Source organism: Pelovirga sp. C15f (genome assembly GCF_057178085.1).
Genome location: NZ_JBXUCV010000002.1, coordinates 497214 through 519067 on the forward strand (window position 1 = coordinate 497214; position 21854 = coordinate 519067).

Genomic DNA, 21854 nt, shown 5'->3' on the forward strand with positions numbered 1-21854 from the left:
TTCTACTCCTCCAGGCCGGCGACAATGTTCACCTGAGCACCGGGATAGAGGCTGACCTGACCATTGATGACGAAAAGATCTCCGACTGTCAGGCCATCAACTACCACCTGACCTGCGGTTGTTACCGGACCCAGAGTGACGGGGCGAAACTGGGCACTGTTCTCCTCGATGACAAATACGCTGGGTCCCTGCGGCCCTTGAACAACGGCGGTTTCGGGAATAACAATGGTGTCCTGGAACGATTGCAGGAGAACCTGCACGCGTACGAACTGGCCGGGAATCAGTAGCTTGTCGGGGTTGGGAAAAATCGCCCGCGCGGCCACCGTACCGGTCATCTGGTCAACGGTGCTGGCGGTAAAGTCGATCTTGCCGGCGAGGGGATAAGCGCTTCCGTCAGCGGTAAACAGCCTGACCGGGGTACTGTTTGGGTCAGTACTCGCAGCCATTGCTGCCGTACGGCGGATGGCGGCATCGGCTTCCGGAAGGGAAAAACGCACGTGAATCGGATTGAGCTGAACAAGGCTGGTAAGCAAGGTTCCCGGTTCTACAAGGTTGCCTTCTGATACTGCTTCCAGACCGGTCACGCCGTTAACCGGGGCCTCAACCCGGGTATAACTCAGCTCCAGCTGTGCCTCGGCAACCCGTACCTGTGACAAGGATTGGTTGGCCTGGGCCAGTTCAAAAGTGGAGCGGGCATTGTCGTATTCGCGCTGACTGACGGCATTCTGCTCATATAAACGAGAGGTCCGCCGCCATTCGCGCTCGGCCTGATTCAGGGTGGCGGTGGCAGTACGATGGTTAGCCTTCGCGGCATCCAGGGCCACCTGAAACGGTTCGGGATCAATCTGAAAGAGGATGTCCCCCTGTTTGACTTCTTCCCCCTCCTTAAACAGGCGTTGTTGCAGTATCCCCTGAACACGCGCCCGTACTTCCACTTCCCGGGCACCGTAAACTCGACCGGCGTAGGCGCGCATCAGTTCAGCATCAGCCAGCTGGGTTTTACTGACGGTTACCGGTGCCGGTGGCCGCTGTGCTCTGCTCTGGCCCTGGTCGGATTGACATGCCGTCAGAAAAAAAACAAGGGTTAACAAAATGGCACTGAGGAAGATGGAACGAGGCGAATGAAAAATGGTCATGCTCAAACTCCGCATTGAAAACATGAAAAACACGTATTGGTTTCATCGTTGTTGATGGAGCAGGGGGCGAAAAGAATCGTTGCTCTGTATAACTTATGAATGCTAACATACATCCTTGAATGTTTGTAGGAGGAAAAACCTTAAAATTTTGATTTGCCTGAAAATAGATGTCTATTCAGATGGAGAAAGCTGTTGAGACGTTCGAAAGAAGATGCGCAGCAGACAAGAAAGAAAATCATTGCGGCCGCTGAAGAGGTTTTTTTTCATCAAGGGATTGCGCGTACGACCCTGGAGCAGATCGCCCGTGCTGCCGGAGTGACGCGCGGGGCCATTTACTGGAATTTTGCAAATAAGGTCGAGCTGATCAATGCCGTTCACGCCGAGGTTCAGATGCCGGCTGAAGAGATTCTCAAGCGGATTCTTGCCGATGACACCTCTCACGCCCTCTGCAACCTGGAAAAACACTGCAGTGATTCATTGCTCCAGCTGTATACGGATGAACATATCAGGCGTGTCTACAGTATTTTGCTGCTCAAATGCGAACTTTCCGACGAGACCCGGTCGCTCAATGAGCGTTTGCGGGAATCAAAACTCGAGATGACGCACGATCTGGAGCGCTTTTTTGCCCGCCTCCAGCAACATGGGTATATAAGCCCCGCTGAAGATCCACGGCTGCTGGCCGTTGGACTGTACAGCTTTATGCTCGGCCTTTACAGTGATTATCTACGTTACCCGGATTTTTACCAGATGCCTGATGATGCGGCAAAAATGGTCCAAAGGTTCTTTGTGTCGCTGCGTTAGCTGTCACCGGGAACACTGCAGCTTAGTAATAAAAAAGGGTGCCCTCACAATGAGGCACCCTTTTTAGCTATGAAAAATACGAGTTTAGCAGCCCTGGAGCATGTCGCCACCTTTTTTGGGAGCTTTTTTGCCGTCGGCTTTGATCTCGACCGAGTCACCGGCAGACAAATCGCCAGCTTTGCCTTTGTTGATTTCGATGGTCACGGTCTTGTCTTTGACGTCCTTGACGGTGCCCTGCAGATCGGCAGCTATTGCCAGCCCGGCAGCAGCAAACATCAGGGTAATCAGGACGATCATGATTTTTTTATACATTTGAATCTCCTTTTTTTTGGTTAAACGTTCGGTCTTATGACCGGGGTTAATCGCGCGGAGGTTCTAGCCGCAGGACTCCGGTTTCTGGTTCATCGGATCCTCAGAATCAGAAGCATGGCTGTTCAGAAACAGATATATATGTTTGAGTCTGCAGCTTTTATTTATTTGATATGACAGTCACGACAGCCCGTCGGGCCCTGTTTTTGCTCTTTGTGACAACTGATACATAGATCATGAAATGCATCTTTGCGTTCTTTCTTTTCAATCCCCTGGACAAGGCTGTGACAGCTTGCGCAGTCAACCAGGTTCTCATGGCTTGTGTGGTTAAAGGTGACAGTACCCATTTTTGTAGGGTACTCGATTTCAGCTGGTCCACTGCTCTGAGCAACAACCAAAGTTGCTACAACAGAAACCAGACTGATGGCGATGAGCAGGGTAAAAAGTTTTTTCATGACATTTCCTCCTTTAAAAGAATTTTGACCTTAGTGGTCTGTGGTTGACTGAATTGTTTCATCCGGCGCGACTGATTTCATTAGATATCTGTCATCAAACCGCCCGATGTCGGGTTTAAATTGAATGATTACAGTCTGTTAAAGGGGTTAATGGCCGGCGGGTCTGATGCAGATGTCTAACCATTTCAAGCAGATTTTCACTTATGGACAGATCGGGGAGTTTTGTCTTTGCGGGTGGATTTTTTGTCAGTTCTGATTTTGCGTGCTGTTGGAGAGCAGATAGCCGGCGTAACCGAGTCCAACCCCGAGCAGGTCGGCAACCCCGCCCATGGTCAAGTTATGGCGGCAGAATTCCCGGTTGGTCTGATGGAGCAGAGAGGTCGGGTCATTACCGGACAGGATACAATCTTCCAGGCGCGCCCCTGCCTGATGGAGCAGGATCAAGCCCTGTTCGCCACAGCGGTGAATGCTGGTCGAGTCCTGTACCCTTAGCATCAGTCGGGCCAGGGCCAGATAAATGCGCTGTGGCTGCTCAAGTGTACGCTGGTCATAGAGGATGGGGAGGATGGTCTCAAAGAGATTCGGCAGTCCCGTTAGTGCCTCGGTGACAATGCCGGCAACAGGGTGCTGGCGGCGGACCATCTCGCCGTTGCTGATGTGTTTTTCCCGGTTGGTAAAAAAAGCTGTCGCAACCTGTATCACAGACTGTTGTAGTGCCTGGGGATCGTCGGGATTGCTGTGATGGGCAGCGACCAGGAGTAGTCCGCAGAGGAAGATTCCACCACGATGGGTATTGCTGCCCAGTTGTTTTATCATGGTTTGCTCCGCCTGCAGACCGATAGCAATCATTTCGTCCGATCCGGCGTTTTTGAGCAGCGCTCCAGTCAGTTCCTGCAGATAGTTATCGACCAGCCGGATAGAGCGGCACATGAGGTGCAGGTTCAGATCCGGATGGGCACCGTTGTCCCTCAAGTCGACCAGTCCCGGCTTGGGGGTCAGATAGAGCTCCGCCCGCAAGCCATTGGCAAGGGCGGTGGCAAGGATCTCAAGTCGGGAGGTGGTCGAGGAGGCGATCAAGATAGCGCTGCAATTCTTTGGAAGAGTGCCGGCCAAGACGGATACATTCAGTCGCTGGTTCCGGACAGACAAAGCAGGGGCGGGGCGGATGCCCGAGTTGTTGTCGGTGGTATGCCGCGGCGTTGCTGTCATAAACATCAATGTCAAGCAGGCGGGCAGCGGTGCAACCTTCTTCGATCATACAACCGATGCGTTTGGCAGCCGCCGCAGACAGGCTGCTGGCAAACAGTGCCCAGGGACCCAGAACGTCGGTTTGCCGGGTGATCGGGTCAAGATCATCAATATAATACTTAAGTTGTTGTTCCCCCCAGGCAAACAGTCGACTGAAGCTGGTTGTTGGTTTGTCCCGGCCCGGGAGGTTAAGGGACAACAGTACCCGGGTTCGGGAATCGCCTGCCGCCAGCTGGTCAAGCGAACGTTGGCGCTTGTCGCGGGCGGCGAGGATGTCACTCCTTAACTTTGCGTACGGCATCGATCATGGTTCCATCCCGGTATTCAATCAGGGCAACAACCTCGTCGGTAAACTCGATCGGGCGCGGCTCGCCGGTGATGCGACAGGCTTCTTCTCGTAGTTCGTGGATATCCCTGACCGGTACCTTGCGTTTGATCAGTTCTTCCTTGAGCTCCTGCTGATGGTCGTTGACGGCGATACCGCGTTCGGTGACGATGACATCGATGGTGCGCCCCGGTGTGGTGACCGTGGTCACGGTATCGCGGATGATCGGCAGGCGGCCACGCAGCAAGGGTGCGGTGATGATCGACAACTTAGCTCCGGCCGCAGCATCACTGTGACCCCCGGTATTGTGCAGCAGGTACCCGTTGGATTCCGTATTGACATTGACGTTGAAATCGACATCAATCTCGGTGGCGCCAAGGATGACACAATCAAGCAGGTTGACCATCGCACCGGCATTGAACGGATTGGCGTAGGTATCGGCACTCATTTCCTGATGGTGCAGATTTCGGCCGATCGACTCAACCGCCTTGAGGTCAAAGCATTGTACATCGAACAGGGTGCGGAACAGCCCTTCTTCCAGCATGTCAACAAAATAGCCGGTAATCCCGCCGCAACCGAAGCTCCCTTTGATCTGAGCCTGACTCATCATCCGGCGAACCTGTTCGGCGACTGCCAGGGAAATCCCCCCGGCACCGGTTTGAAAGGAAAAGCCGTCGCGCAGCAGGCCGGATGCATCGATCACCTGAGCGGCGTAGCGGGCGATCTGCAGGCCAACCGGGTCACGGGTTATCTGGGTGGTGGTAGAGACGATCTTGCGCGGGTCGCCGAGGGTGTCGACCTCGACGACGAAGTCGACCAGCGACTGGGGAATCGATACCGGTGTCACCGGGGCAGCGGTCAGATTGTCGGTAACCGCAACCACACAGCGGGCATACTGGGCGTCGGTAAAGGCATAGCCGAGGCTGCCGCAGGCTGACGGACCGAAAAAACCGTTCATGTTGCCGTAACAGTCGCAGGAAGGCGCAGCGATAAAAGCCACGTCAACCACGACCTCGCCGGTGATCAGGGAACGGGCCCGGCCACCGTGGGTTCGAACGATAATCGGACAGTCAAGCTCGCCGCGTGAGACCATTTCGCCGATCAGACCGTTGACCCCGCATTCAAATCCGCTGATGACCCCTTTCTGGATGAAAGGAATCAGCTCTGCGTGAACCGGATGAACCGAGCTGGAGGCGATGCGGATATCGCGGATTCCCATGCGGTCAATTTCACGGACAACGAGGTTAAGGACGGCGTCACCGTTACGCAGGTGATGGTGAGTGGCAATACACATACCACTTTTAAGGCCGGAAGCTTCAATCGCTGCGCGCAGACTGCCCAGTAATTTATTGTCGCCGGGGTTATGACGACGTAAGTGTCGGGTTGCGTGACTGCCGACAGGTTTGAGGCTGTAGGGATCCTGATAGGGGTGCACCGTTTTGCCAAAAAAGGTTTCCGGCAGTTGCCGGCCCAGACTATTTGTGACCATAGATAACCTCTTCATCCAGCTGCATATCGATCAGACCATGGGCCTGGGCGGTCTTAAGGATTCTCAGGGCGCGTTTCACCACCGGGGCATCGACCATCTTCCCCTCAAGAGAGATGACGCCGGTTCCCATTTCACGTGCCTTCTGGATCGCTTCAATGACCTGCAAGGCGTAATCAACCTCCGCCTGCTTCGGGGCGAACACTTCATGCACAACCTCGATCTGACGGGGGTTTACCAGGGATTTTCCGGAGAAACCCAGGGTTTTAATCAAGGTTGTTTCGCGCCGCAGGGCCTCCATGTCGGAGACATCGGAAAAAATTGTATCGATGGCTTGAATTCCGGCGGATTTACAGGCCCAGACCACGCGGGTGCGCGCGGCAAACAGTTCTTCTCCGGTCTTGGTGCGCTCAATCTCCAGGCTGGCGGTGTAATCTTCGGCGCCAAAAGCCAGACCGATCAAACGGCTGGAACTACGCGCGGTCTTGATACAGTTGATAACCCCTTCAGCGGTTTCGATTGAAGGGAGAATCTTGAAGTGGCCGATCTCAATCCCGAGTTCTTCTTCGAACTCGGTCAATACCGTATCCAGCTGTTCAACAAATTCCGGGGAATCAGCTTCCGGCAAGCGGATGCCATCAGGTAGAGCCGGGAGGATCGTCTGCAGATCCTGTTGCCACCATTTGGTTTTCAGGCCGTTGATGCGGACAAAGATCTCCTTGTTGCGCTCTCGATAGGTGCTCAAAAAACTGTGGACCAGGATCCGGGCAGCGTCTTTTTCGCTGTATGGAACCGCATCCTCGAGATCGATCATGACAGCATCGCTCTCAAAAATCGGGATGTTCTGCAGCATTGATGGCATATTGCCCGGCACATAAAGGAGTGAACGGCGCAAGCGGAAAGAATATTCCATGGTCAGTCCTCCTCAATATAGATGGCGGGTGTACCGGAAGATTTTGAAACATAGCGAGCGACCCCGGTCATCTGCATTTCACACAGTGCAATTTCGCAGCCGGCAAAGATTTCGGCATCAAACAGGTGACCACCAGCGACTTCACCGGAACTTTTTCCCAGCAGAATATGCAGATGGATATCAACGTTGCCGGAACTTTCGGCGATCAGGTTACCCTCAAGGCCGAGTAGTTCAAGGGGGCCTTCGAGGTGATGACGGCTCATCCGTGGTTCCGAAATGGGACGTTTGGCTCCTGATTTAATACCGCGAAACTCGGCCTTACGCACTGACCCGACCGCCGAAACGATGACCGCGTGCTGAATTTTTTCATCCAGGGCGAATTGGTTAAGGCGGTTACGCAGGCTTTCTCCCGGCTCAATCTTGATCAGGAAATTACGTCCTGGTTGCCACTGGCGGTAATGAAGTCCGCTCATGATGATGCCCCTTGTTCAGCGCAGGCGCGCAACAGTCCGGTTTCCAGGCGGGCGGCGATGGCGTAATCAAGGGCACCGCGATCGCTGATGCGAATAACCCCGCTGGTGATGGAAAAGCGCTCAAGAACGCTTTCAATCTGCCGGCGGATGAGGTGTTCGAACTGTTTTTTTACCGTCGAGTCAATTTCAACCCGCAGTTGCGGCGCGGGCTCGAGAAAGACCATCAGGTCACTAGATTGCATGGTTCCGGCCTGGGCTTTGCGAACGATTTCCATGTTAGTGTCTCCTGCGATGATGTTTACTGGTAGTCAGAAGCTTGCGGCCTTCAGCACTGCGCAGAAACTCCAGGGTTGTGACCGGGACCAGTTTGCGCAACGCTTCGTAATCCTCATTTTTCAGGGCCTGGCGGACGCGAAAGGCGCTGATCGGGGTATCTGCGCTGAGTTTCCTTTCCAGCTGGATCGTCTGGATTCCCTCCGGGCCGAGGATGCGCGGCATGGTGTCGCTGTAACTGCGGGTGGTCCGGCAGTAAGGTTCGGTACCAATAAAGCGCCGTGTGATTCCAAAAAATGGTGCAATCTGCCGTGCAAAGAGCAACAGATCGATCTCAATCTGCAGCTGCAGGCGGTCATCATCCTGTTTCAGAAAATATCCCGGAAAGGTCACCTGACTGACGGCATAGTCGGAAGTATCCAGAACCGTCACGTTGTTCAGATCGGCAGTTCCTTCCCTGACCAGGGCCATGCGTACCTCGAAGGGAAACAGCGAACGGTCTTCACGGACAACAAAGATATACAGGTGATCTACCTGTGCCGCTGCTGCTTCGATCAGATAACGATGGCCCATGGTGAAGGGGTTGCAGTTGACGACGACCGCGCCGTTGCTGCCGGGCAGTTTGAGCTCGCTGTGCTGCTGCAGATAGCTGAACAGACCCTGTCCGTATTCGAGCAGACAAATGTTGCCGTGGGTAACCAGAGGTGAGAAATTGAGATGTTCAAAGGCGCCACGGTTTTCCAGAGTGGTAAAGATGAAAAAATTGCGCATGTCGCAGTAGGCACAACTATTGATCAGGGCGGTCACCAGCTCGCCGAGACACCCTCCACCGCGATGACCTTCCCGGATACAGATCATCTTGAAAACATTGTGGTTTCGGGCTGCTGTCGCGACCAGCTCACCGTCTTCGAACTTACCGAAAAGAAGGTCATAATCTTCTTCGAAGGTGAAGCCGTTTTCTTCGACCAGCTGCCTGGCCAGGTTACGGTCGCGTTCATTAATCAAATTGACGACCATGGGGTGCTGCATCCTTTCTGAGGTGACAGTAAACGGTTTCCTTATAAAGAATTCATAACACGATTCAGACCTCCCAATCAGCGTAAATCGGCAATTATATCCCAACTTTCGGTCAACCATTGTTTTATGAATCTGTGGTTTACGGGCTTTGTTCACCTTCGGCGGAAATTTTATTTTTAATGTGTGCTGGTAAGCTATAATGAAACATGGAAGTTTTTTTGTTGTATGTCGAAACCAATGAATTTGAAAGGTGTACTAATGCGAACAGCTAAGCAGGTTCTCCTCATCGTTCTTGGTGCCTTGTTGGCGGTGGTGATTCTGCAGAACACATCGCCGGTAAGAATCCAGTTTCTGTGGCTGTCCGGACAGATGTCGACCGTTTTATTGCTGTTTCTAACGGCTGTCGGTGGTTTTGCCATGGGGGTTATCGTCACCCTGCTGCTCAAGGGGCGCGCAAAAGACCCGGACATCGAAACATCTCAAAAACGGTGACCGCTCGCGGCGATTGCCGCCGGCGCTAATGTCCGGGAGGAGCGAGAATGGACAATTTTAAAGGTATCCTGTTGTGGTTGTGGGATATATTGCAGTGGCCGATTATTGAAACGGCGGGTACGCGCATCACTGCATGGACCATTCTCTCCTTTCTGGTGCTGGTGGTTGGGTTGCTATGGTTTGCGCGCAGAATGCAGCGCTGGCTGACACAGGGGCCGTTGCTCCGGGTACGCGTGAGCGAAAGCGCGCGCTATTCAGTTGGGGCGCTGGTACGTTATCTGATTCTGCTGGTCGGACTGCTGATCATCCTCCAGACCGTGGGAATTGATCTGACCACTTTCAATGTGCTGGCTGGTGCCATCGGCATCGGTGTCGGTTTTGGCCTGCAGAACATCGTCAGTAACTTTATTTCCGGTTTAATCATCATGTTTGAACGCCCGGTCAAAATGGGTGATCGGATTGTGGTTGGTGGGGTAGAGGGGAATGTCGTCAATATCGGTGCCCGCAGTACCACCGTGCTGGATAATGACAACATCGCCGTGATTGTCCCCAACTCCAAGTTTATTACCGATAATGTCGTTAACTGGAAATACAATAATAATGAAGTGCGTTTTCGGATTCCCGTCAGTGTCGCCTACGGTAGTGACGCCCGTCAGGTGGAGACCCTGCTGCTCGAGGTCGCGGACCGCGAGCCCGATGTGTTGCAACTTCCTCCTCCCGTCGTCAGGTTCCTCGAGTTTGGTGACAATGGGCTGCTATTTGAGTTGCGAGCCTGGTCGTCGAGCCTGGTTGATCGCAAAGGCAAATTGATCAGTCAGCTGAATTTTTCAATATATGAGCGCTTTACGGAAGAGGGTGTCGCCTTTCCGTTCCCACAGCGGGATATTCACCTGCGCAGCGGCGTGCTCGACGTGCGTCGCTTGGCAGATGTTCCCCCTCCGGAGCCGGCGCCTGACTGATATCGACCCGCGCCACGCTTTATGAGGGTCCTGTTGTCGGGGCGGATGTTCCGTGAAAAAACTCCCAGCGAAATGTTCACTCGGCAAAAAATCTTACAAAATTAGTCTTCATTTGTTGTCAATATCGTGTATACTTTTCCTTCTGCGACACAATATGTAGTGAAAATAGAGAAAGAGCAGGAGGGTCTATCAGATGGCAAAACGTTATCGGGTGATCAAGCGTAACGGGGAATCAGCCCCGCTTGAGATCGCCAAAATCCGCAAAGTGATCCAGTGGGCAGCCGAAGGGCTTGATATTAATCCGATCAAGCTCGAATCGAGTCTTGGCCTGCATTTTCGCAACAACATGACCACCGGAGAAATTCATGAGACGGTCATTGAAACATCCCTGCGCCTGACCTCGATAGAGGAGCCGGACTGGCGTATTCTGGCAGCGCGGCTCAAACTGGTCGATTTCTACAAACGGGTGCATATTGCCCGCGGTATCCCCTATGAATATCGTTATCCGAGCTATTGCGCGACGGTAAAAAACTTTGTCGGCAAGGGAATCTATTCGCCGGTACTGTTGGAAAAATATTCCGACAAGGAGCTGCACAAGGCTGGTCAGTTTTTGAAGCAGGAGTACGACTACGATTACGACTATGCCGGTATCAGTCTGCTGATCAAGCGCTATATGCTTGAATACGACAACCGGGTGATTGAAATGCCGCAGGAGGCATTACTGACCATCGCCCTGCTGATCGAACAGAACCAGCCCTCAACAATCCGTTTGCAGCGTGTGCGCGATACCTACACGATGCTCGCCCGCCGCAAGATTTCCCTGGCAACCCCGATACTTATCAATCTGCGCCGACCCAACGGCAATCTCTCGAGCTGTTTTATTACCGCCTTTGACGATGACACCAACAGTATCTTTCACACTTTCGAACAGGTTGGTCAGATCAGCTCCGGCGGCGGCGGGGTCGGGGTGAGCATCAGCCGGATACGTTCTCACGGTGCCCGGATTCGTAACTCTCTGGGGCGGGCCGGTGGAGTCGTGCCCAATATCCGCGTGGTCAATGATATCGCCCTTTATTTCAACCAGGGTGGCAAACGGGCCGGGGCAGTCACCGTAGCACTGGACAGCTGGCATCTGGATATCGAGGATTTTCTTGAGATCCAGACCGAGAACGGTGACCAGCGCCGCAAGGCCTATGATGTGTTTCCGCAGGTGGTGGTGACTGATCGTTTTATGCGCGCGGTTGAGGGCGGAGAAGACTGGTATCTGTTAGATCCCCATGAAGTTCGGAGTAAATACGGTTACGAACTGGCTGACCTGTGGGGACACGAGTTTGAGCAGGCACTTGATCATCTCTATGCCGAGGTCGCTGCGGGGCGTATAGAGCTCTTCGAAAAGGTCAATGCGAAGGCGCTCTACAAGCAGATCATGAAGGTGCAGATCGAAACCGGCATGCCTTATATCGCCTTTAAGGATACCATCAACCGCGCCAACCCCAATAAACATGTCGGCATTATCCCCTGCACCAATCTTTGCGTGGAATCCTATTCGGTGGTCAAGCCGTCACGCATCGGGCCGCAACGCTTTGACGGCACAACCCTGTGTCGCGATGTCGAGCCGGGACTGGTGCATACCTGCAATCTGGTGTCGATCAATATGGCCAATCTCAAGGATGATGAGCTGCCGGCTATCTGCGAAACATCCGTAAGGATTCTGGATAATTGTATCGATATTACCGATGTTCCGGTCGCCGAGGGACAGCGACATAACGAGCTGTTGCGGACTGTCGGCGTCGGAATGATGGGACTGGCTGATTACCTGGCGCGGCGCAATATCCCCTACTCCGGGGCGGCGGCGAAAGCGGCTGAGATCGGGGAGGCATTTGCCTATCATTGCACGGCTGCCAGTTGCCTGCTCGCCGAGGAGCGTGGTGCTTATCCATTGTTTGATGGAAGTGAATGGGCACAAGGAAAGATTCTCTGTCGCGATCGCCAGTGGTTTGAGGAACATGGCAAGCTGGACTGGGACGCACTGTTCGAGCGGATTGCTGAACACGGCATCCGTAACAGCCATATCACCGCCATTGCCCCCAATACCAGCAGCTCGATCGTTCAGGGGTGTACGGCCAGTGTCCTGCCGATCTTCAGCAAGTTTTATATCGATAACAACAGCAACGGCACCGTACCCATTGTCCCTCCCTACATCAAAGACAAGCTGTGGCATTATCAGGAGTCAAAGAATATTGATCAGCGCGACGTCGTCAATCTGGTTGCCCAGCTACAGACCTGGGTTGATACGGGGATTTCGATGGAGCTGCTGTTCAACCTCAATAACAATCTGACCGCGAAGGATATTTTTGAGACTCATCTGCTGGCCTGGAAAAAAGGGTGCAAGGCGATATACTATACGCGCAGCATTCAGAAAAACAGTAATCTGATGACAGACAAAGAGGAGTGTGTTTCCTGCGCAGGATGAATTAAAAGGAGAAATTTTTGATGCAAGCGAAAAAACTGTTTAATCCGGCCGGGGACGATTCCCTGGAGACCCGGCGTATCATCGGCGGCAACAGCACCAATATTTTTAATCTCAACAACGTCCGTTACCAATGGGCCAATCGCATGTATCGCAACATGATGGCCAACTTCTGGATTCCGGAAAAAACCGATCTCTCAAGCGATCTCGAACCCTACAAGCATCTGACTGTCGAAGAGCGCCAGGCTTATGATGGTATCCTGTCCTTTCTGATCTTCCTCGACAGTATTCAGACCAACAACCTCTCCAATATCAATGATTATATCACCGCCCCGGAGGTTAACCTGCTGCTTGCCATCCAGCAGTACCAGGAAGCGATTCACAGCCAGAGCTACCAGTACACAGTCGAGTCGATTATCCCGGCCGATCGGCGCAATTCGATTTATGATAAATGGCGCTCCGACAAGGTATTGTTTGAGCGCAACAAGTATATTGCCCAGATCTATCAGGATTTTATTGATGAACCGACCCAGGAGCATTTTTATCGGGCGATCATCGCCAATTATCTGCTGGAAGGGCTCTACTTCTATAACGGCTTTAATTTTTTCTACAATCTCGCCAGCCGCCACCTCATGCTCGGGACCTCGGAAATCATCCGTTACATCAATCGTGATGAGTTGACCCATTGTGTGTTGTTTGAGCTGATTGTTCGTGAAATCCGTGAACTGGATCCGGAATTTTTCCCCGCGGCTGAAGTTGAAACCATGTTCCGTACCGCGGTTGAGCAGGAGATCAGCTGGACCAGTCACATCATCGGTGACGGTATTCTCGGCATCAGCGAAGAGACCACCGAGTTATATACCAAGTGGCTCGCCAACGAGCGTTGGAATAAACTGGGATTTTCCGGCAAGCTCTATGAAGGGTATAATAAAAACCCCTATCTCCATCTGGAAAAACTGGCCGATACGGAAGGGGAAGGGAGTGTCAAGAGCAACTTCTTTGAATCGACGGTGTCTGCTTACAACCAGTCGTCTGTTCTCGACGGCTGGGATGATTTTTAACGCGGCGGCACCAAAAAACTCTGTGCTTAAAAACAGGGGGCAGCCCTTGTCCAACAAAAATAAAGGGTCGACAGTTATGTCGACCCTTTATTGCGTCTTTTCTACTGCTGTACCGCCGCGATTTCCAGGCCGATATCTACGGTGTCGCCAACGACAAATCCACCGGTCTCCAGGGCTTTATTCCAGTTCAGGCCGAAATCTTTGCGATTAATCTGGCCGGTGGCTTCAAACCCCGCGCGGCTGTTTCCCATGGGGTCGGTTGCGGCGCCAACAAAGGAGCCGTTAAGGGTTACTTCACGGGTAATCCCTCTGATGGTGAGATCACCCACGACCTGAATATTATCGCCGGATCCACTTACTTTTTTACTGACGAAGGTAATTTCCGGGAACTTGCCGGTTTCAAAAAAATCTGCGCTACGCAAGTGCTCATCACGCTTATCATTACGGGTGTTGATTGATTCTGTTTTGATTGTTGCGGAAGCGGCCGTCAGGGTTTGTTGGGCCGGATCGAGAGTCACGGTCGCCGAGAAGTCATTGAAGTTCCCCCGCACCTTGAACACCATCAGGTGGGCGACACTGAAGTGGATCTGGCTGTGAGCGGGATCAACCACGTAGGTGTCAGCTGCCGGGCTGTTAGACGTCAGAAACAATAACAATGCGGGAATCATCAGAAATGATCTGAACATAGGGTTCTCCTTTTTTGCAGGAAGGGTGATTGATGACAATTATAGTCGTGATTGCGACGTTTGTCATTAAGGAGAGTGGAAAAAATGGGGTTAGCCGAACACCGACCAGTCCATCTGCTGGGCCAGGATCTGTACAGCTTCGGTTCCCAGCAGTGAGTTGCCCTGTACAGTCAGGCCAGGTGACCAGACAGCAATAGCTGCTGTGCCCGGGACAATCACCAGGATACCTCCCCCGACACCACTTTTTCCCGGCAATCCGACCTTGTAGGCAAAATCACCCGAAGCATCATAGTGACCACAGGTGATCATCAGGGCATTGATGCGGCGCACCTGATCACGGGAGATCAGCTGCGGCATGCCCGGAGCATTGATCAAAAAACGCCCGGCCAGCGCCAACTGTCGGCAGCTCATTTCTATGGCACATTGATGAAAGTAAGTTCCCAGGGTCAGATCCGGTTCATGGGTGAGATTGTTAAAGCTGCGCAGAAAGTGAGCCAGGGCAAAGTTGCGATGACCGGTAGCTTTTTCGGAAAGGGCTACCGCATCGTTGATATAGATGTTCGCATCATCGGCCGCGTATCTGATGAAAGTGATCAATTCGGCCAGGGCCTCCGCCGGGGAACTGCTGGCCAGGATGACATCGGTAACAACAATAGCGCCGGCGTTGATGAAGGGGTTGCGAGGAATCCCATACTCCCGTTCGAGCTGCAGAATCGAATTAAAGGCATTGCCTGAAGGCTCTCTTCCGACACGTTCCCACAGGGAATTGCCGATTTTTCCCAGTGCCAGGGATAAGGTAAATACCTTCGAGATACTCTGGATGGAAAAAGGCACGCCGGCATCACCGGCACTGTATATCTGCCCATCCGCCATAGCAACGGCCAGCCCAAAATGAGAGACATCGACCGAAGCCAGTTCCGGGATATAGGTAGCTACTTCTCCGCGATCATTGCGCCGGGACATTTCCTCATGGATTTGATCGAGAATTTCCTGGATGGACATACTTGGTCTCAATAGTGGGAGCAGGTTTTAAGGGAGTCAGATCTGTATCGGGCTTTACTGTACGAGTGAGACAGGGGACGGGTCAATCATTCCCGCCGAGTAATGCCCGCAGTTGACACTAGCGTAAACCCAGTCGGGCGAAGACTTTGCCGAGCATGCGGTTGACCGGGTGGTTGCGCTTCAGGCTTTTGACCACCGGCTCCCTGCGCATTCCTAATTTGCTGATCTCATTGATAATTCTTTGATCTTTGTTGATGTTGGCGCCCTGCCGCAACACCTGTACCGCTTTGATCTTATCGCCGGCGAGCAGATGAATGCGCCCAAGTAGCAGATAATGGGTCGGGTTGCCGGGTTCACGCCGGATCGATTCAATGCAGGTTTTGGCGGCAACCTGGGTGCGCCCCTGGCTTTTTGCCAGACAGTAGGCCAGGTAGCTGCGGACTTCCGGGCTGTTTTTATGTTCGGCCACCTGGCTGAAAAAGACCTGGGCGGAAGGGATATATCCTTTTTCTACCGCTTCCTTGCCTTTATTGAGCAGCTCATTAAGTTCTTTTTCTTGCATATGATTCAATTCCGGATCATTGGTTGTGGACAGTTTGTTCTTCAGCCCTTGAACTATAGCGGATAGTTCAGTCGGATTCCAAGGTTCTTCATCATTGGGCATGTTTTTCTTTTATGGGCGGTCTAAGGTTGTTGTTTTTGATAATTCTGACCGACCTCAGTCCGGATACATAGAAAAGCCCGGAAATCCTGTTAAAGACCACCGGGCTTTTTTCGGTTATGACGATCGGGGACGGGAGTTACTCCTTCTTTTCAAATCCTCCATCAGCCAAAATGAATTCGCCATGGCGATTGTAGACACTGTATCCGGCTTCCACCCAGCCTTTAAACGCATCGTAGATATTTGTTACGTTGGTATATCCCATCTCGGTCAAACGTTGGGCAACAAAAGCAGATCTGGCACCGGTCCGGCAATAGGTATAAATGGGGATATCGGTATCCTCAATCATTTTGGGGGTGACCCACTCAGTGAGTCCTCTGGGAATATGAATCGCACCCGGGATGTGAGCTGCGTCGTACTCATCTGCGGTCCTGACATCGATCAGGACAAGATCCTTTCCACTGTCGAGGATTTTCTTAAACTCAACCGCCATGACATGGGGCTGATTTTCCTTGATGGGTGTCCACAGGTTGACAACATTTTTCTGGACTTCTTCAATAGAGGGCCCAGCGAAGGCAAATTGCGCAGAAACCAGGAAAATTATCGGCAAAGCTACTAACGAGATCAGTAAAACTTTTTTCATCTGCATTGTTATCTCCTTTGACAGGTTAGGGGAACCCATTCCATTAAATGGAATGTTCGATCTATAAATGGTATCTGCCTGTAAACATAAAGTCAAACCTTCATTCTTTTGACCGGCAGTCCTGATTGTCTATCCCGCTGGGTCAGGGCAGTTGTTCCTGGGGCAGGGAGATGTCTTCGTCGAGCAGCTCGAAGAGCTGTGTAACTTCTTCATCCTCAAGCTGCACCGGCATCATCGGCGTAAGTGGGCGAATGTCCCGTGGATTTTTGAGCCATTTCTTTAAATTATCCCGATTCCAGGCGGTGTTGTCTTTTGCCGTTTCAGGATAAAACTCGGTCAACAGCCCGGATAGATTTGGCGCCACCACGCCATCACCGAGGCCACCCAGGGTTGCAGTCAGCGCCTGATGACAGCCGCCGCAATGTTTGACAAAGAGATTTTCCTCCATGCGTTCACGGGCGTCAAAGTGGACAACCTGCGGCAGTTCGTCAGAAACCACGTCAACATCTTGACCCAGTGAAAAAAGTGCGTTGATCAGTAGGTCAAGGCGGGATTCAGGCAGGTGAAAGTCGGGCATCAGTTGGACCGGATTGCGAATGGCTTCGACCAGGGTCAAGGGATCTGAGGCCGCGATGCTGCGGTCGAGATTGGTTGCAAGCTGATTTCCCTTGTCACCACTGATATGGCAGCGACGGCAGGCATAGGTTTCCAGATGGCGGGTTCCCTGTTCTACCTGAGGGGTGTCAGGCAGATTGAACCAGGCATGTCGCGCCTGAATCAGACCAAAGTGGGCGATATTAAGGCGCGATGAACGCGGGTCGCCACGGTGGCAGTCGGTACAAGTGCCGTATTCCTGATGGTGCCCCTGATGACAGGCGAGACAGCGATTCACCGTCCCTTCACGTGCACTTGATAAGGCAGGCAGGCACAGCAGAATCAGAAGGGCAAGACGAAAGACCAATTTTCCCCCCTGAAATAAAGAGCGATGATGGTGAGCAGAACAATCAGTGCAAAACTGATCCCTGTTACCAGATTGATCGGCCATTGGTCTTTCGGAAACCAGGTCGCCCAGGTTGCGACTTGCGTGCGTGGCAGCCAGGGAAGCAGGCAGAAGAAGCCTCCCAGAGCAATAATCAGATAAACAAAGGTATTGGAATAGCTGACCAATTCCTGCATCCATAAGAGAAACCAGGCCGAGCGGGATGGATTCGGTACCCGGGACAGATCCGCTGCTTCCTGCAGGGGCGCGGCAATAAACCACGCCAACAGCAGCAGAACGGCAGCGCAGAGTCCCATGGATAATAAAATCATCCGGAAAAAGGTCGGATCGCTTTTAACGTAATCGTGTTTCATAGGTAGGGCAGCGTTCCTTTATCCTTGCGGATCCGATAAAAGTGCAGGGCGCAGAGTGCCAGTATTGATATCGGCAGAATGGCAATGTGCAGGACATAGAAGCGCAACAGGGAGAGTGATCCACCTATGCCATCCGGTAGCAGGAAATCACGGACCCACTCACCCCCCGGCAAAATTGCTACCAGTTCCATCCCGGTCTGGGTGGCCCATAGAGCGAGTTGATCCATGGGCAGAAGGTAGCCGGTATATCCGGCAAACAAGCTCAGACAAAGCAGCGCGAAACCGATCAGCCAGTTAAACTGGCGCGGTGGCCGGTAGGCACCGGTCAGGATGACCCTGAGAGTATGAAGGAAGATCAGAATCAACAACCCATTGGAACTTATTCGGTGGAGACTGCGTATGTATTTGCCGCCGGCGACCTGTTCTTCAAGAAAAAGGATTGAGGCGTAGGCTCCCGCACTGGTCGGTTGATAGTAAAACAGGAGCAGAACACCGCTGAAAACCAGAAATAACAGGGCGGTCATGGCCAGACCGCCAAGACAAAAAGTGTAGCGGATGGTTAGATCCTTGCGGCGTACCACCCGTGGAAACAGGTGAACGAAAAAATCTTTGAAGAGTTCCTGTTTCTTCATTCGCTTACCACCCAGCGCTGATCCAGGTCGGCCAGCTCAAGTTTGCGCAGGGGGCGTTCTGCAGGACCCTCCAGGACCTGTCCATGGTGGTCAAAGCGGCTGCCATGACAGGGACAGATAATCTCCGTCGGGGTCACCGTGACGGTACAGCCAAGATGGGTACAGACCAGATCCAGGGCGTAGATTTCCTGCTCCTCCCGGATCAGGGCGACCCGTGACTGTCGATATACCAGTGCCCCACCAACAGGAATCGTCTCTTTGCTGATATCCAGCCGGACATTTTTCGATTCGAGGCGTGGGCTAAAGAACCGCACCAGACCGCCGAAGGTCAGCAGGCTGAGGATCAGGGTGAGGAGGGTGCGACGCTTTCGGTCAGTTTTTTCCATTTTTCCACATAGGCTTTCACATAGTCAGGGGACCGCCGCGACATCTTCTCGAAGCGTTCCCGCGGATAGAACGAACCATTGACCACTTTTTGCCCTTCCTGTTCCCAGAAAGAACCAAGGGTCAACCCGTCTTTTTGCGGCAGGTAGATACGGGCCTCAGGGTCTCCCAGTAAAAACCGTTCCGGCTGATCATGGCAGGCGTTACACATGGGCGTGCCACGCTGGATTGTATGCGGAGAAAAGGCTTTCCACTCAGCAGCCAGCAATCGATTTTCCTCGCCGACCGCTTGTTCGCCGACAACGTCACTGAAGTAGGCGAGATACTGGGGCCGGATCGGGCTGACCAGCCCGCGTTCATTGATCCCCAGCGGCGGCAGATTCTGGCGGCGCAGATAGGCGCTGCGGATATAGTTGTCGGCGGTTGTGTCGGTGCGGACCCGAAAGTATGGTTGCGATGGGCTGTCGGTGAAGCGAACGAAAAAGGTCCCGTATTCCTGGGCCGCCCAGGCTGAATGGCAGCTGTAGCACTCAAGCTTTTCCATGTGCGCCTGAACGCCATGTTCGATGATCCCGGGGTCGGGATCATGGCAATCACGGCAGCTTTTGGCGCTTTGCTGTCCGGCAGCAAGACTGGTCATGGAATGGCAGTCGCCACAGCTCATACCGGCGCGCTGGTGAACATCGGCACTCATTTTCAGGTAATGTTCCCCCTGAAACTCAGGACCGCGTTGATAACGCATGGCGTCTTCGCGCGGTGCCATACCGTAATAGTCGGCGCCTACGTAATAGCCCAGATGACAGGAATGGCAATCCTTTTTTTCCGGTCGTGTCAGTTGATGACCGCCGCCGCTATGGCAGTCAAAGCAGGTCTGGACATGGCAACTGCTGCAGTTGATCTGGTAAAAGTCCGGGTCAACTTTCCCCCAGCTGCGCTCAACAAACGACTGCTCGGCTTCACGCAGGGCCATCGGCCCGTGGAGGATGCCGGCGGTATTTTCGTGACAGCTCTGGCAACGGTCAAGGATATCTGCTGTAGCGCCGGCCCGGTCGTGTTCCTCCAGGGCGCCGTGACAGGCGGAGCAGTCAATGGTTTTATGAACGCCCATGACTTCAACCGGGTGGCAGGTTCGGCAGTTATCCTCAGTCGCGGAGGCTGTCGAAAGTACGGGCAGAAGCAGGGCGAGCAAGGCAATCATCCAGTACACGATAATCAAGTTCCTTCTGATAAATAGGGTCTTTCGGGTCGCGGTGACACACCAGGCATTGATTGACTGCCCAGGTGCGCCCGATTTCTGTTGCGTTTAGTGGTCGCGAGTTTTCCCGCGTAATAGCAGAGAACGCTTTGAGGTCGCCATCCTGCAGAGTAACAAAACCATCCAGGGGCTTGTCCTGCGATTTTTCACAGATCAGGGTTGCGCGCACAGAATCGCCCTCGACAACGTGCTGACCAAATCCAACAAAAGCCGGGTTGGTGTGGCATTCAGTGCAGCTGACCGCTTTTTTGCCGACGTTATGACCGAAGAATGGAGCAAAACGCAATTGCTGCTTGCCTTTATAAAGGGCAACATAACCATCCTTTGAGCGGCTGCCATCGCGCTCGATGACGGTGACAAAGGTCTGGCAGCCCGGTGTGACCGGTGAAACCTTGCCCCGTTGATCAAGAGCCAGAGGAAACGGATAGAGCATGCGGTAATCTTCAGTCTCTGTGAAAACTCCTGGTGTGTCCATCTGTTTGACGTAGTCTCTTCCTCGTTCACGCAGATCATACTGGGTGTGGCAGCCGTAGCACTGGACAACGCTCTGGGAGTGACAGCTGTAGCAGGCCATGCGTTCATGGCCGGCAATGCTGTGCTCCGGGGTGTCGGTAATCACTTTGCTTTCGTGGCGCTTGCCGGTGCGTTTGCCGACCACCCAGACCTTGTCCTCTTCCCAGAAGACATTTGAGTACTTTCGCCCTTTGGAGGTCAGAATCAGCTGATCACCCATTTTCACTGCGCGCTCATAGTGTTGCGACTCGCGGATAGCTTCATCGTTTTCACGTTCCACCGCCTGGTACAGGGGACGATCTGTCGCGCTGCCGTGGCAGTCTTCACACGTTACTTCAACTTGCAGAAACATATTTTCATAGGCATAGCCGTCTCCCATCAAATCGCGGGAGGTGTGGCAGTCGATGCATTCCATCCCTTTTTCGTGATGGATATCAGGCGCTATGGAGGTGAGATTGCGACTGCCACCGGCCACAACCGGTCCAATAAAGCCGTTATCGGTTGGCACCAGGCCGTTGTTGCCGTCATTTAGCCCCTGATAGCTGTAGCCGATGCGGCCACTGCGGTTATGGCAGCGGGTACAGGTCTGGTTGTCCGGAAGGACCTGCATTTCATGGGTTGCTGAGTAAGGCCACTTGCCTTTGACGGTCTCATCCTCCCCCTGGTAGGTGGCATTGTCATTGTAGGGAAAGTGGCAGGCCGCACAACCCGAGCCGTGACTGCCGCTCCAGATAACGTTGGTTTCAATCCCCACGTGACACAGAACACAGCCTTTACGATACAATTCACCGGCCAGATTGTTTAGATCTTTCACCGGAGCCAGATGAACTGGCTCGCCCTCGGCATTGTGGACGTCAACGCCTCTACTCGAATAAAGATTTCCATCCACACCCTCCCAGGTTTCCTGTGCTCCTTTGATAATACCTGTGCCGGTAAACATCAGGGTCGATTTAACGCGCTCAAGCTGATAAGGATGACAGGTGCCGCAACTTTTATCCCAAACAGAGGGGTCCGACGGATTTTTTTTGCCGAACATGCCACGATGAGAAATATCCTTGTCTGCGGCGGTTGCATCGCCTCCGTGGCATGCGACACAGTCGTTATGGGTGGCTGACACATGCTCAAGGCCCTTGTGGCAGTCAACACAGGTTGACACCGGACCTGAAGAAAACCAGCAGCCGGAAAGAAACACAGGGAAGAGAGAAAGGATAAGGAAAAAGCGAAAGTCAGCCATGAGGTGGATAGAGCATCCTTCGTGGTAAGAGCAAAAAAAATTGAGCCATTATAACGGATATCGACGGGCCGGT

25 protein-coding genes are annotated in these 21854 nt (G+C 53.0%); 5 read left to right on the forward strand and 20 right to left on the reverse strand.

Going from position 1 to position 21854, the window contains the following annotated elements; all coding sequences use genetic code 11:
• Window positions 1–2 precede the first annotated feature (2 nt).
• Window positions 3–1136 (reverse strand): efflux RND transporter periplasmic adaptor subunit, encoded by a 1134-nt coding sequence (locus AC1931_RS07485; RefSeq protein WP_483876624.1) that lies wholly within the window; start codon window positions 1134–1136, stop codon window positions 3–5.
• Between the two features lie 192 nt (window positions 1137–1328).
• Here AC1931_RS07485 and AC1931_RS07490 point away from each other — a divergent pair, with 192 nt between their 5' ends.
• Window positions 1329–1937, forward strand: coding sequence for a TetR family transcriptional regulator (locus AC1931_RS07490; protein WP_483876625.1), 609 nt, complete (start codon window positions 1329–1331; stop codon window positions 1935–1937).
• An 84-nt stretch (window positions 1938–2021) separates the two neighbouring features.
• On the opposite strand, the gene extJ is transcribed toward AC1931_RS07490, so the two are convergent.
• From extJ to citC, 9 genes are all read right to left on the reverse strand, one after another.
• On the reverse strand, window positions 2022–2249 hold the full coding sequence (extJ, locus tag AC1931_RS07495) for a selenite/tellurite reduction operon protein ExtJ (protein ID WP_483876626.1): 228 nt from the start codon (window positions 2247–2249) through the stop codon (window positions 2022–2024).
• 161 nt (window positions 2250–2410) lie between these two features.
• A complete protein-coding gene (locus AC1931_RS07500; protein WP_483876627.1) occupies window positions 2411–2701 on the reverse strand; it encodes a cytochrome c3 family protein in 291 nt (96 codons plus the stop codon).
• A gap of 246 nt (window positions 2702–2947) precedes the next feature.
• Entirely contained in the window at window positions 2948–3778 is an 831-nt protein-coding gene (locus AC1931_RS07505; protein ID WP_483876628.1) for a triphosphoribosyl-dephospho-CoA synthase, read from the reverse strand.
• On the reverse strand, window positions 3747–4250 hold the full coding sequence (locus AC1931_RS07510) for a citrate lyase holo-[acyl-carrier protein] synthase (protein ID WP_483876629.1): 504 nt from the start codon (window positions 4248–4250) through the stop codon (window positions 3747–3749). The genes AC1931_RS07505 and AC1931_RS07510 overlap by 32 nt, the downstream gene beginning before the upstream one ends.
• Window positions 4225–5763: a citrate lyase subunit alpha gene (citF, locus tag AC1931_RS07515; RefSeq protein ID WP_483876630.1), complete on the reverse strand. Its 1539-nt coding sequence runs from the start codon at window positions 5761–5763 to the stop codon at window positions 4225–4227. The genes AC1931_RS07510 and citF overlap by 26 nt, the downstream gene beginning before the upstream one ends.
• Complete coding sequence (locus AC1931_RS07520; protein WP_483876631.1) at window positions 5750–6673, reverse strand: HpcH/HpaI aldolase/citrate lyase family protein; 924 nt, start codon at window positions 6671–6673, stop codon at window positions 5750–5752. Before AC1931_RS07520 ends, citF begins: the two co-directional genes overlap by 14 nt.
• 2 nt (window positions 6674–6675) lie before the next feature.
• Complete coding sequence (locus AC1931_RS07525) at window positions 6676–7146, reverse strand: PPC domain-containing DNA-binding protein (protein WP_483876632.1); 471 nt, start codon at window positions 7144–7146, stop codon at window positions 6676–6678.
• Complete coding sequence (citD, locus tag AC1931_RS07530) at window positions 7143–7421, reverse strand: citrate lyase acyl carrier protein (RefSeq protein ID WP_483876633.1); 279 nt, start codon at window positions 7419–7421, stop codon at window positions 7143–7145. The genes AC1931_RS07525 and citD overlap by 4 nt, the downstream gene beginning before the upstream one ends.
• A 1-nt stretch (window position 7422) precedes the next feature.
• Window positions 7423–8436 (reverse strand): [citrate (pro-3S)-lyase] ligase, encoded by a 1014-nt coding sequence (gene citC, locus AC1931_RS07535; RefSeq protein ID WP_483876634.1) that lies wholly within the window; start codon window positions 8434–8436, stop codon window positions 7423–7425.
• A gap of 258 nt (window positions 8437–8694) precedes the next feature.
• Between citC and AC1931_RS07540 the strand changes: the two genes are divergently transcribed.
• From AC1931_RS07540 to AC1931_RS07555, 4 genes are all read left to right on the forward strand, one after another.
• The gene (locus AC1931_RS07540) at window positions 8695–8928 is read left to right on the forward strand and encodes a LapA family protein (RefSeq protein ID WP_483876635.1); all 234 of its coding nucleotides are present in this window, start codon (window positions 8695–8697) and stop codon (window positions 8926–8928) included.
• A 47-nt stretch (window positions 8929–8975) separates the two neighbouring features.
• Window positions 8976–9887, forward strand: coding sequence for a mechanosensitive ion channel family protein (locus AC1931_RS07545; RefSeq protein ID WP_483876636.1), 912 nt, complete (start codon window positions 8976–8978; stop codon window positions 9885–9887).
• 193 nt (window positions 9888–10080) lie between these two features.
• Window positions 10081–12360 carry a ribonucleoside-diphosphate reductase subunit alpha gene (locus tag AC1931_RS07550; RefSeq protein WP_483876637.1) on the forward strand — a complete coding sequence of 760 codons (2280 nt, stop codon included), beginning with the start codon at window positions 10081–10083 and terminating at the stop codon, window positions 12358–12360.
• A 20-nt stretch (window positions 12361–12380) separates the two neighbouring features.
• The gene (locus AC1931_RS07555) at window positions 12381–13418 is read left to right on the forward strand and encodes a ribonucleotide-diphosphate reductase subunit beta (protein ID WP_483876638.1); all 1038 of its coding nucleotides are present in this window, start codon (window positions 12381–12383) and stop codon (window positions 13416–13418) included.
• A gap of 101 nt (window positions 13419–13519) precedes the next feature.
• Here the strand turns inward: AC1931_RS07555 and AC1931_RS07560 are convergent, their stop codons facing one another.
• From AC1931_RS07560 to extM, 10 genes are all read right to left on the reverse strand, one after another.
• Window positions 13520–14104, reverse strand: coding sequence for a YceI family protein (locus AC1931_RS07560; RefSeq protein WP_483876639.1), 585 nt, complete (start codon window positions 14102–14104; stop codon window positions 13520–13522).
• Window positions 14105–14194: 90 nt separating this feature from the next.
• Window positions 14195–15106, reverse strand: a complete 912-nt coding sequence (locus AC1931_RS07565; RefSeq protein ID WP_483876640.1) for a glutaminase — start codon at window positions 15104–15106, stop codon at window positions 14195–14197.
• Window positions 15107–15224: 118 nt separating this feature from the next.
• Complete coding sequence (locus AC1931_RS07570; RefSeq protein ID WP_483876641.1) at window positions 15225–15668, reverse strand: tetratricopeptide repeat protein; 444 nt, start codon at window positions 15666–15668, stop codon at window positions 15225–15227.
• A 238-nt stretch (window positions 15669–15906) separates the two neighbouring features.
• Window positions 15907–16416, reverse strand: a complete 510-nt coding sequence (locus AC1931_RS07575) for a rhodanese-like domain-containing protein (RefSeq protein ID WP_483876642.1) — start codon at window positions 16414–16416, stop codon at window positions 15907–15909.
• Between the two features lie 136 nt (window positions 16417–16552).
• A complete protein-coding gene (gene extS / locus AC1931_RS07580) occupies window positions 16553–17371 on the reverse strand; it encodes a selenite/tellurite reduction operon c-type cytochrome lipoprotein ExtS (RefSeq protein WP_483876643.1) in 819 nt (272 codons plus the stop codon).
• The gene (gene extQ, locus AC1931_RS07585; protein ID WP_483876644.1) at window positions 17347–17763 is read right to left on the reverse strand and encodes a selenite/tellurite reduction operon b-type cytochrome membrane protein ExtQ; all 417 of its coding nucleotides are present in this window, start codon (window positions 17761–17763) and stop codon (window positions 17347–17349) included. The genes extS and extQ overlap by 25 nt, the downstream gene beginning before the upstream one ends.
• On the reverse strand, window positions 17760–18395 hold the full coding sequence (locus AC1931_RS07590; protein WP_483876645.1) for a cytochrome b N-terminal domain-containing protein: 636 nt from the start codon (window positions 18393–18395) through the stop codon (window positions 17760–17762). The genes extQ and AC1931_RS07590 overlap by 4 nt, the downstream gene beginning before the upstream one ends.
• Complete coding sequence (locus tag AC1931_RS07595; protein WP_483876646.1) at window positions 18392–18781, reverse strand: QcrA and Rieske domain-containing protein; 390 nt, start codon at window positions 18779–18781, stop codon at window positions 18392–18394. Before AC1931_RS07595 ends, AC1931_RS07590 begins: the two co-directional genes overlap by 4 nt.
• Entirely contained in the window at window positions 18739–19977 is a 1239-nt protein-coding gene (gene extO / locus AC1931_RS07600; protein ID WP_483876931.1) for a selenite/tellurite reduction operon b-type cytochrome iron-sulfur cluster-binding subunit ExtO, read from the reverse strand. Before extO ends, AC1931_RS07595 begins: the two co-directional genes overlap by 43 nt.
• Complete coding sequence (gene extM, locus AC1931_RS07605) at window positions 19922–21781, reverse strand: selenite/tellurite reduction operon c-type cytochrome ExtM (protein ID WP_483876647.1); 1860 nt, start codon at window positions 21779–21781, stop codon at window positions 19922–19924. Before extM ends, extO begins: the two co-directional genes overlap by 56 nt.
• Window positions 21782–21854: the final 73 nt, after the last annotated feature.

What these genes read in the sequence shown, in the direction of transcription:
- extQ (WP_483876644.1), bottom strand. Translation starts at nt 17,763, where the DNA reads ATGAAACACGATTACGTTAAAAGCGATCCGACCTTTTTCCGGATGATT.
- citF (WP_483876630.1), bottom strand. Translation starts at nt 5,763, where the DNA reads ATGGTCACAAATAGTCTGGGCCGGCAACTGCCGGAAACCTTTTTTGGC.
- AC1931_RS07570 (WP_483876641.1), bottom strand. Translation starts at nt 15,668, where the DNA reads ATGCAAGAAAAAGAACTTAATGAGCTGCTCAATAAAGGCAAGGAAGCG.
- AC1931_RS07540 (WP_483876635.1), top strand. Translation starts at nt 8,695, where the DNA reads ATGCGAACAGCTAAGCAGGTTCTCCTCATCGTTCTTGGTGCCTTGTTG.
- AC1931_RS07590 (WP_483876645.1), bottom strand. Translation starts at nt 18,395, where the DNA reads ATGAAGAAACAGGAACTCTTCAAAGATTTTTTCGTTCACCTGTTTCCA.
- AC1931_RS07555 (WP_483876638.1), top strand. Translation starts at nt 12,381, where the DNA reads ATGCAAGCGAAAAAACTGTTTAATCCGGCCGGGGACGATTCCCTGGAG.
- AC1931_RS07560 (WP_483876639.1), bottom strand. Translation starts at nt 14,104, where the DNA reads ATGTTCAGATCATTTCTGATGATTCCCGCATTGTTATTGTTTCTGACG.
- AC1931_RS07545 (WP_483876636.1), top strand. Translation starts at nt 8,976, where the DNA reads ATGGACAATTTTAAAGGTATCCTGTTGTGGTTGTGGGATATATTGCAG.
- extM (WP_483876647.1), bottom strand. Translation starts at nt 21,781, where the DNA reads ATGGCTGACTTTCGCTTTTTCCTTATCCTTTCTCTCTTCCCTGTGTTT.
- citD (WP_483876633.1), bottom strand. Translation starts at nt 7,421, where the DNA reads ATGGAAATCGTTCGCAAAGCCCAGGCCGGAACCATGCAATCTAGTGAC.
- AC1931_RS07550 (WP_483876637.1), top strand. Translation starts at nt 10,081, where the DNA reads ATGGCAAAACGTTATCGGGTGATCAAGCGTAACGGGGAATCAGCCCCG.
- citC (WP_483876634.1), bottom strand. Translation starts at nt 8,436, where the DNA reads ATGGTCGTCAATTTGATTAATGAACGCGACCGTAACCTGGCCAGGCAG.
- AC1931_RS07575 (WP_483876642.1), bottom strand. Translation starts at nt 16,416, where the DNA reads ATGCAGATGAAAAAAGTTTTACTGATCTCGTTAGTAGCTTTGCCGATA.
- AC1931_RS07500 (WP_483876627.1), bottom strand. Translation starts at nt 2,701, where the DNA reads ATGAAAAAACTTTTTACCCTGCTCATCGCCATCAGTCTGGTTTCTGTT.
- extJ (WP_483876626.1), bottom strand. Translation starts at nt 2,249, where the DNA reads ATGTATAAAAAAATCATGATCGTCCTGATTACCCTGATGTTTGCTGCT.
- AC1931_RS07520 (WP_483876631.1), bottom strand. Translation starts at nt 6,673, where the DNA reads ATGGAATATTCTTTCCGCTTGCGCCGTTCACTCCTTTATGTGCCGGGC.
- AC1931_RS07595 (WP_483876646.1), bottom strand. Translation starts at nt 18,781, where the DNA reads ATGGAAAAAACTGACCGAAAGCGTCGCACCCTCCTCACCCTGATCCTC.
- AC1931_RS07525 (WP_483876632.1), bottom strand. Translation starts at nt 7,146, where the DNA reads ATGAGCGGACTTCATTACCGCCAGTGGCAACCAGGACGTAATTTCCTG.
- AC1931_RS07485 (WP_483876624.1), bottom strand. Translation starts at nt 1,136, where the DNA reads ATGACCATTTTTCATTCGCCTCGTTCCATCTTCCTCAGTGCCATTTTG.
- extO (WP_483876931.1), bottom strand. Translation starts at nt 19,977, where the DNA reads ATGATTGCCTTGCTCGCCCTGCTTCTGCCCGTACTTTCGACAGCCTCC.
- AC1931_RS07510 (WP_483876629.1), bottom strand. Translation starts at nt 4,250, where the DNA reads ATGCCGTACGCAAAGTTAAGGAGTGACATCCTCGCCGCCCGCGACAAG.
- AC1931_RS07565 (WP_483876640.1), bottom strand. Translation starts at nt 15,106, where the DNA reads ATGTCCATCCAGGAAATTCTCGATCAAATCCATGAGGAAATGTCCCGG.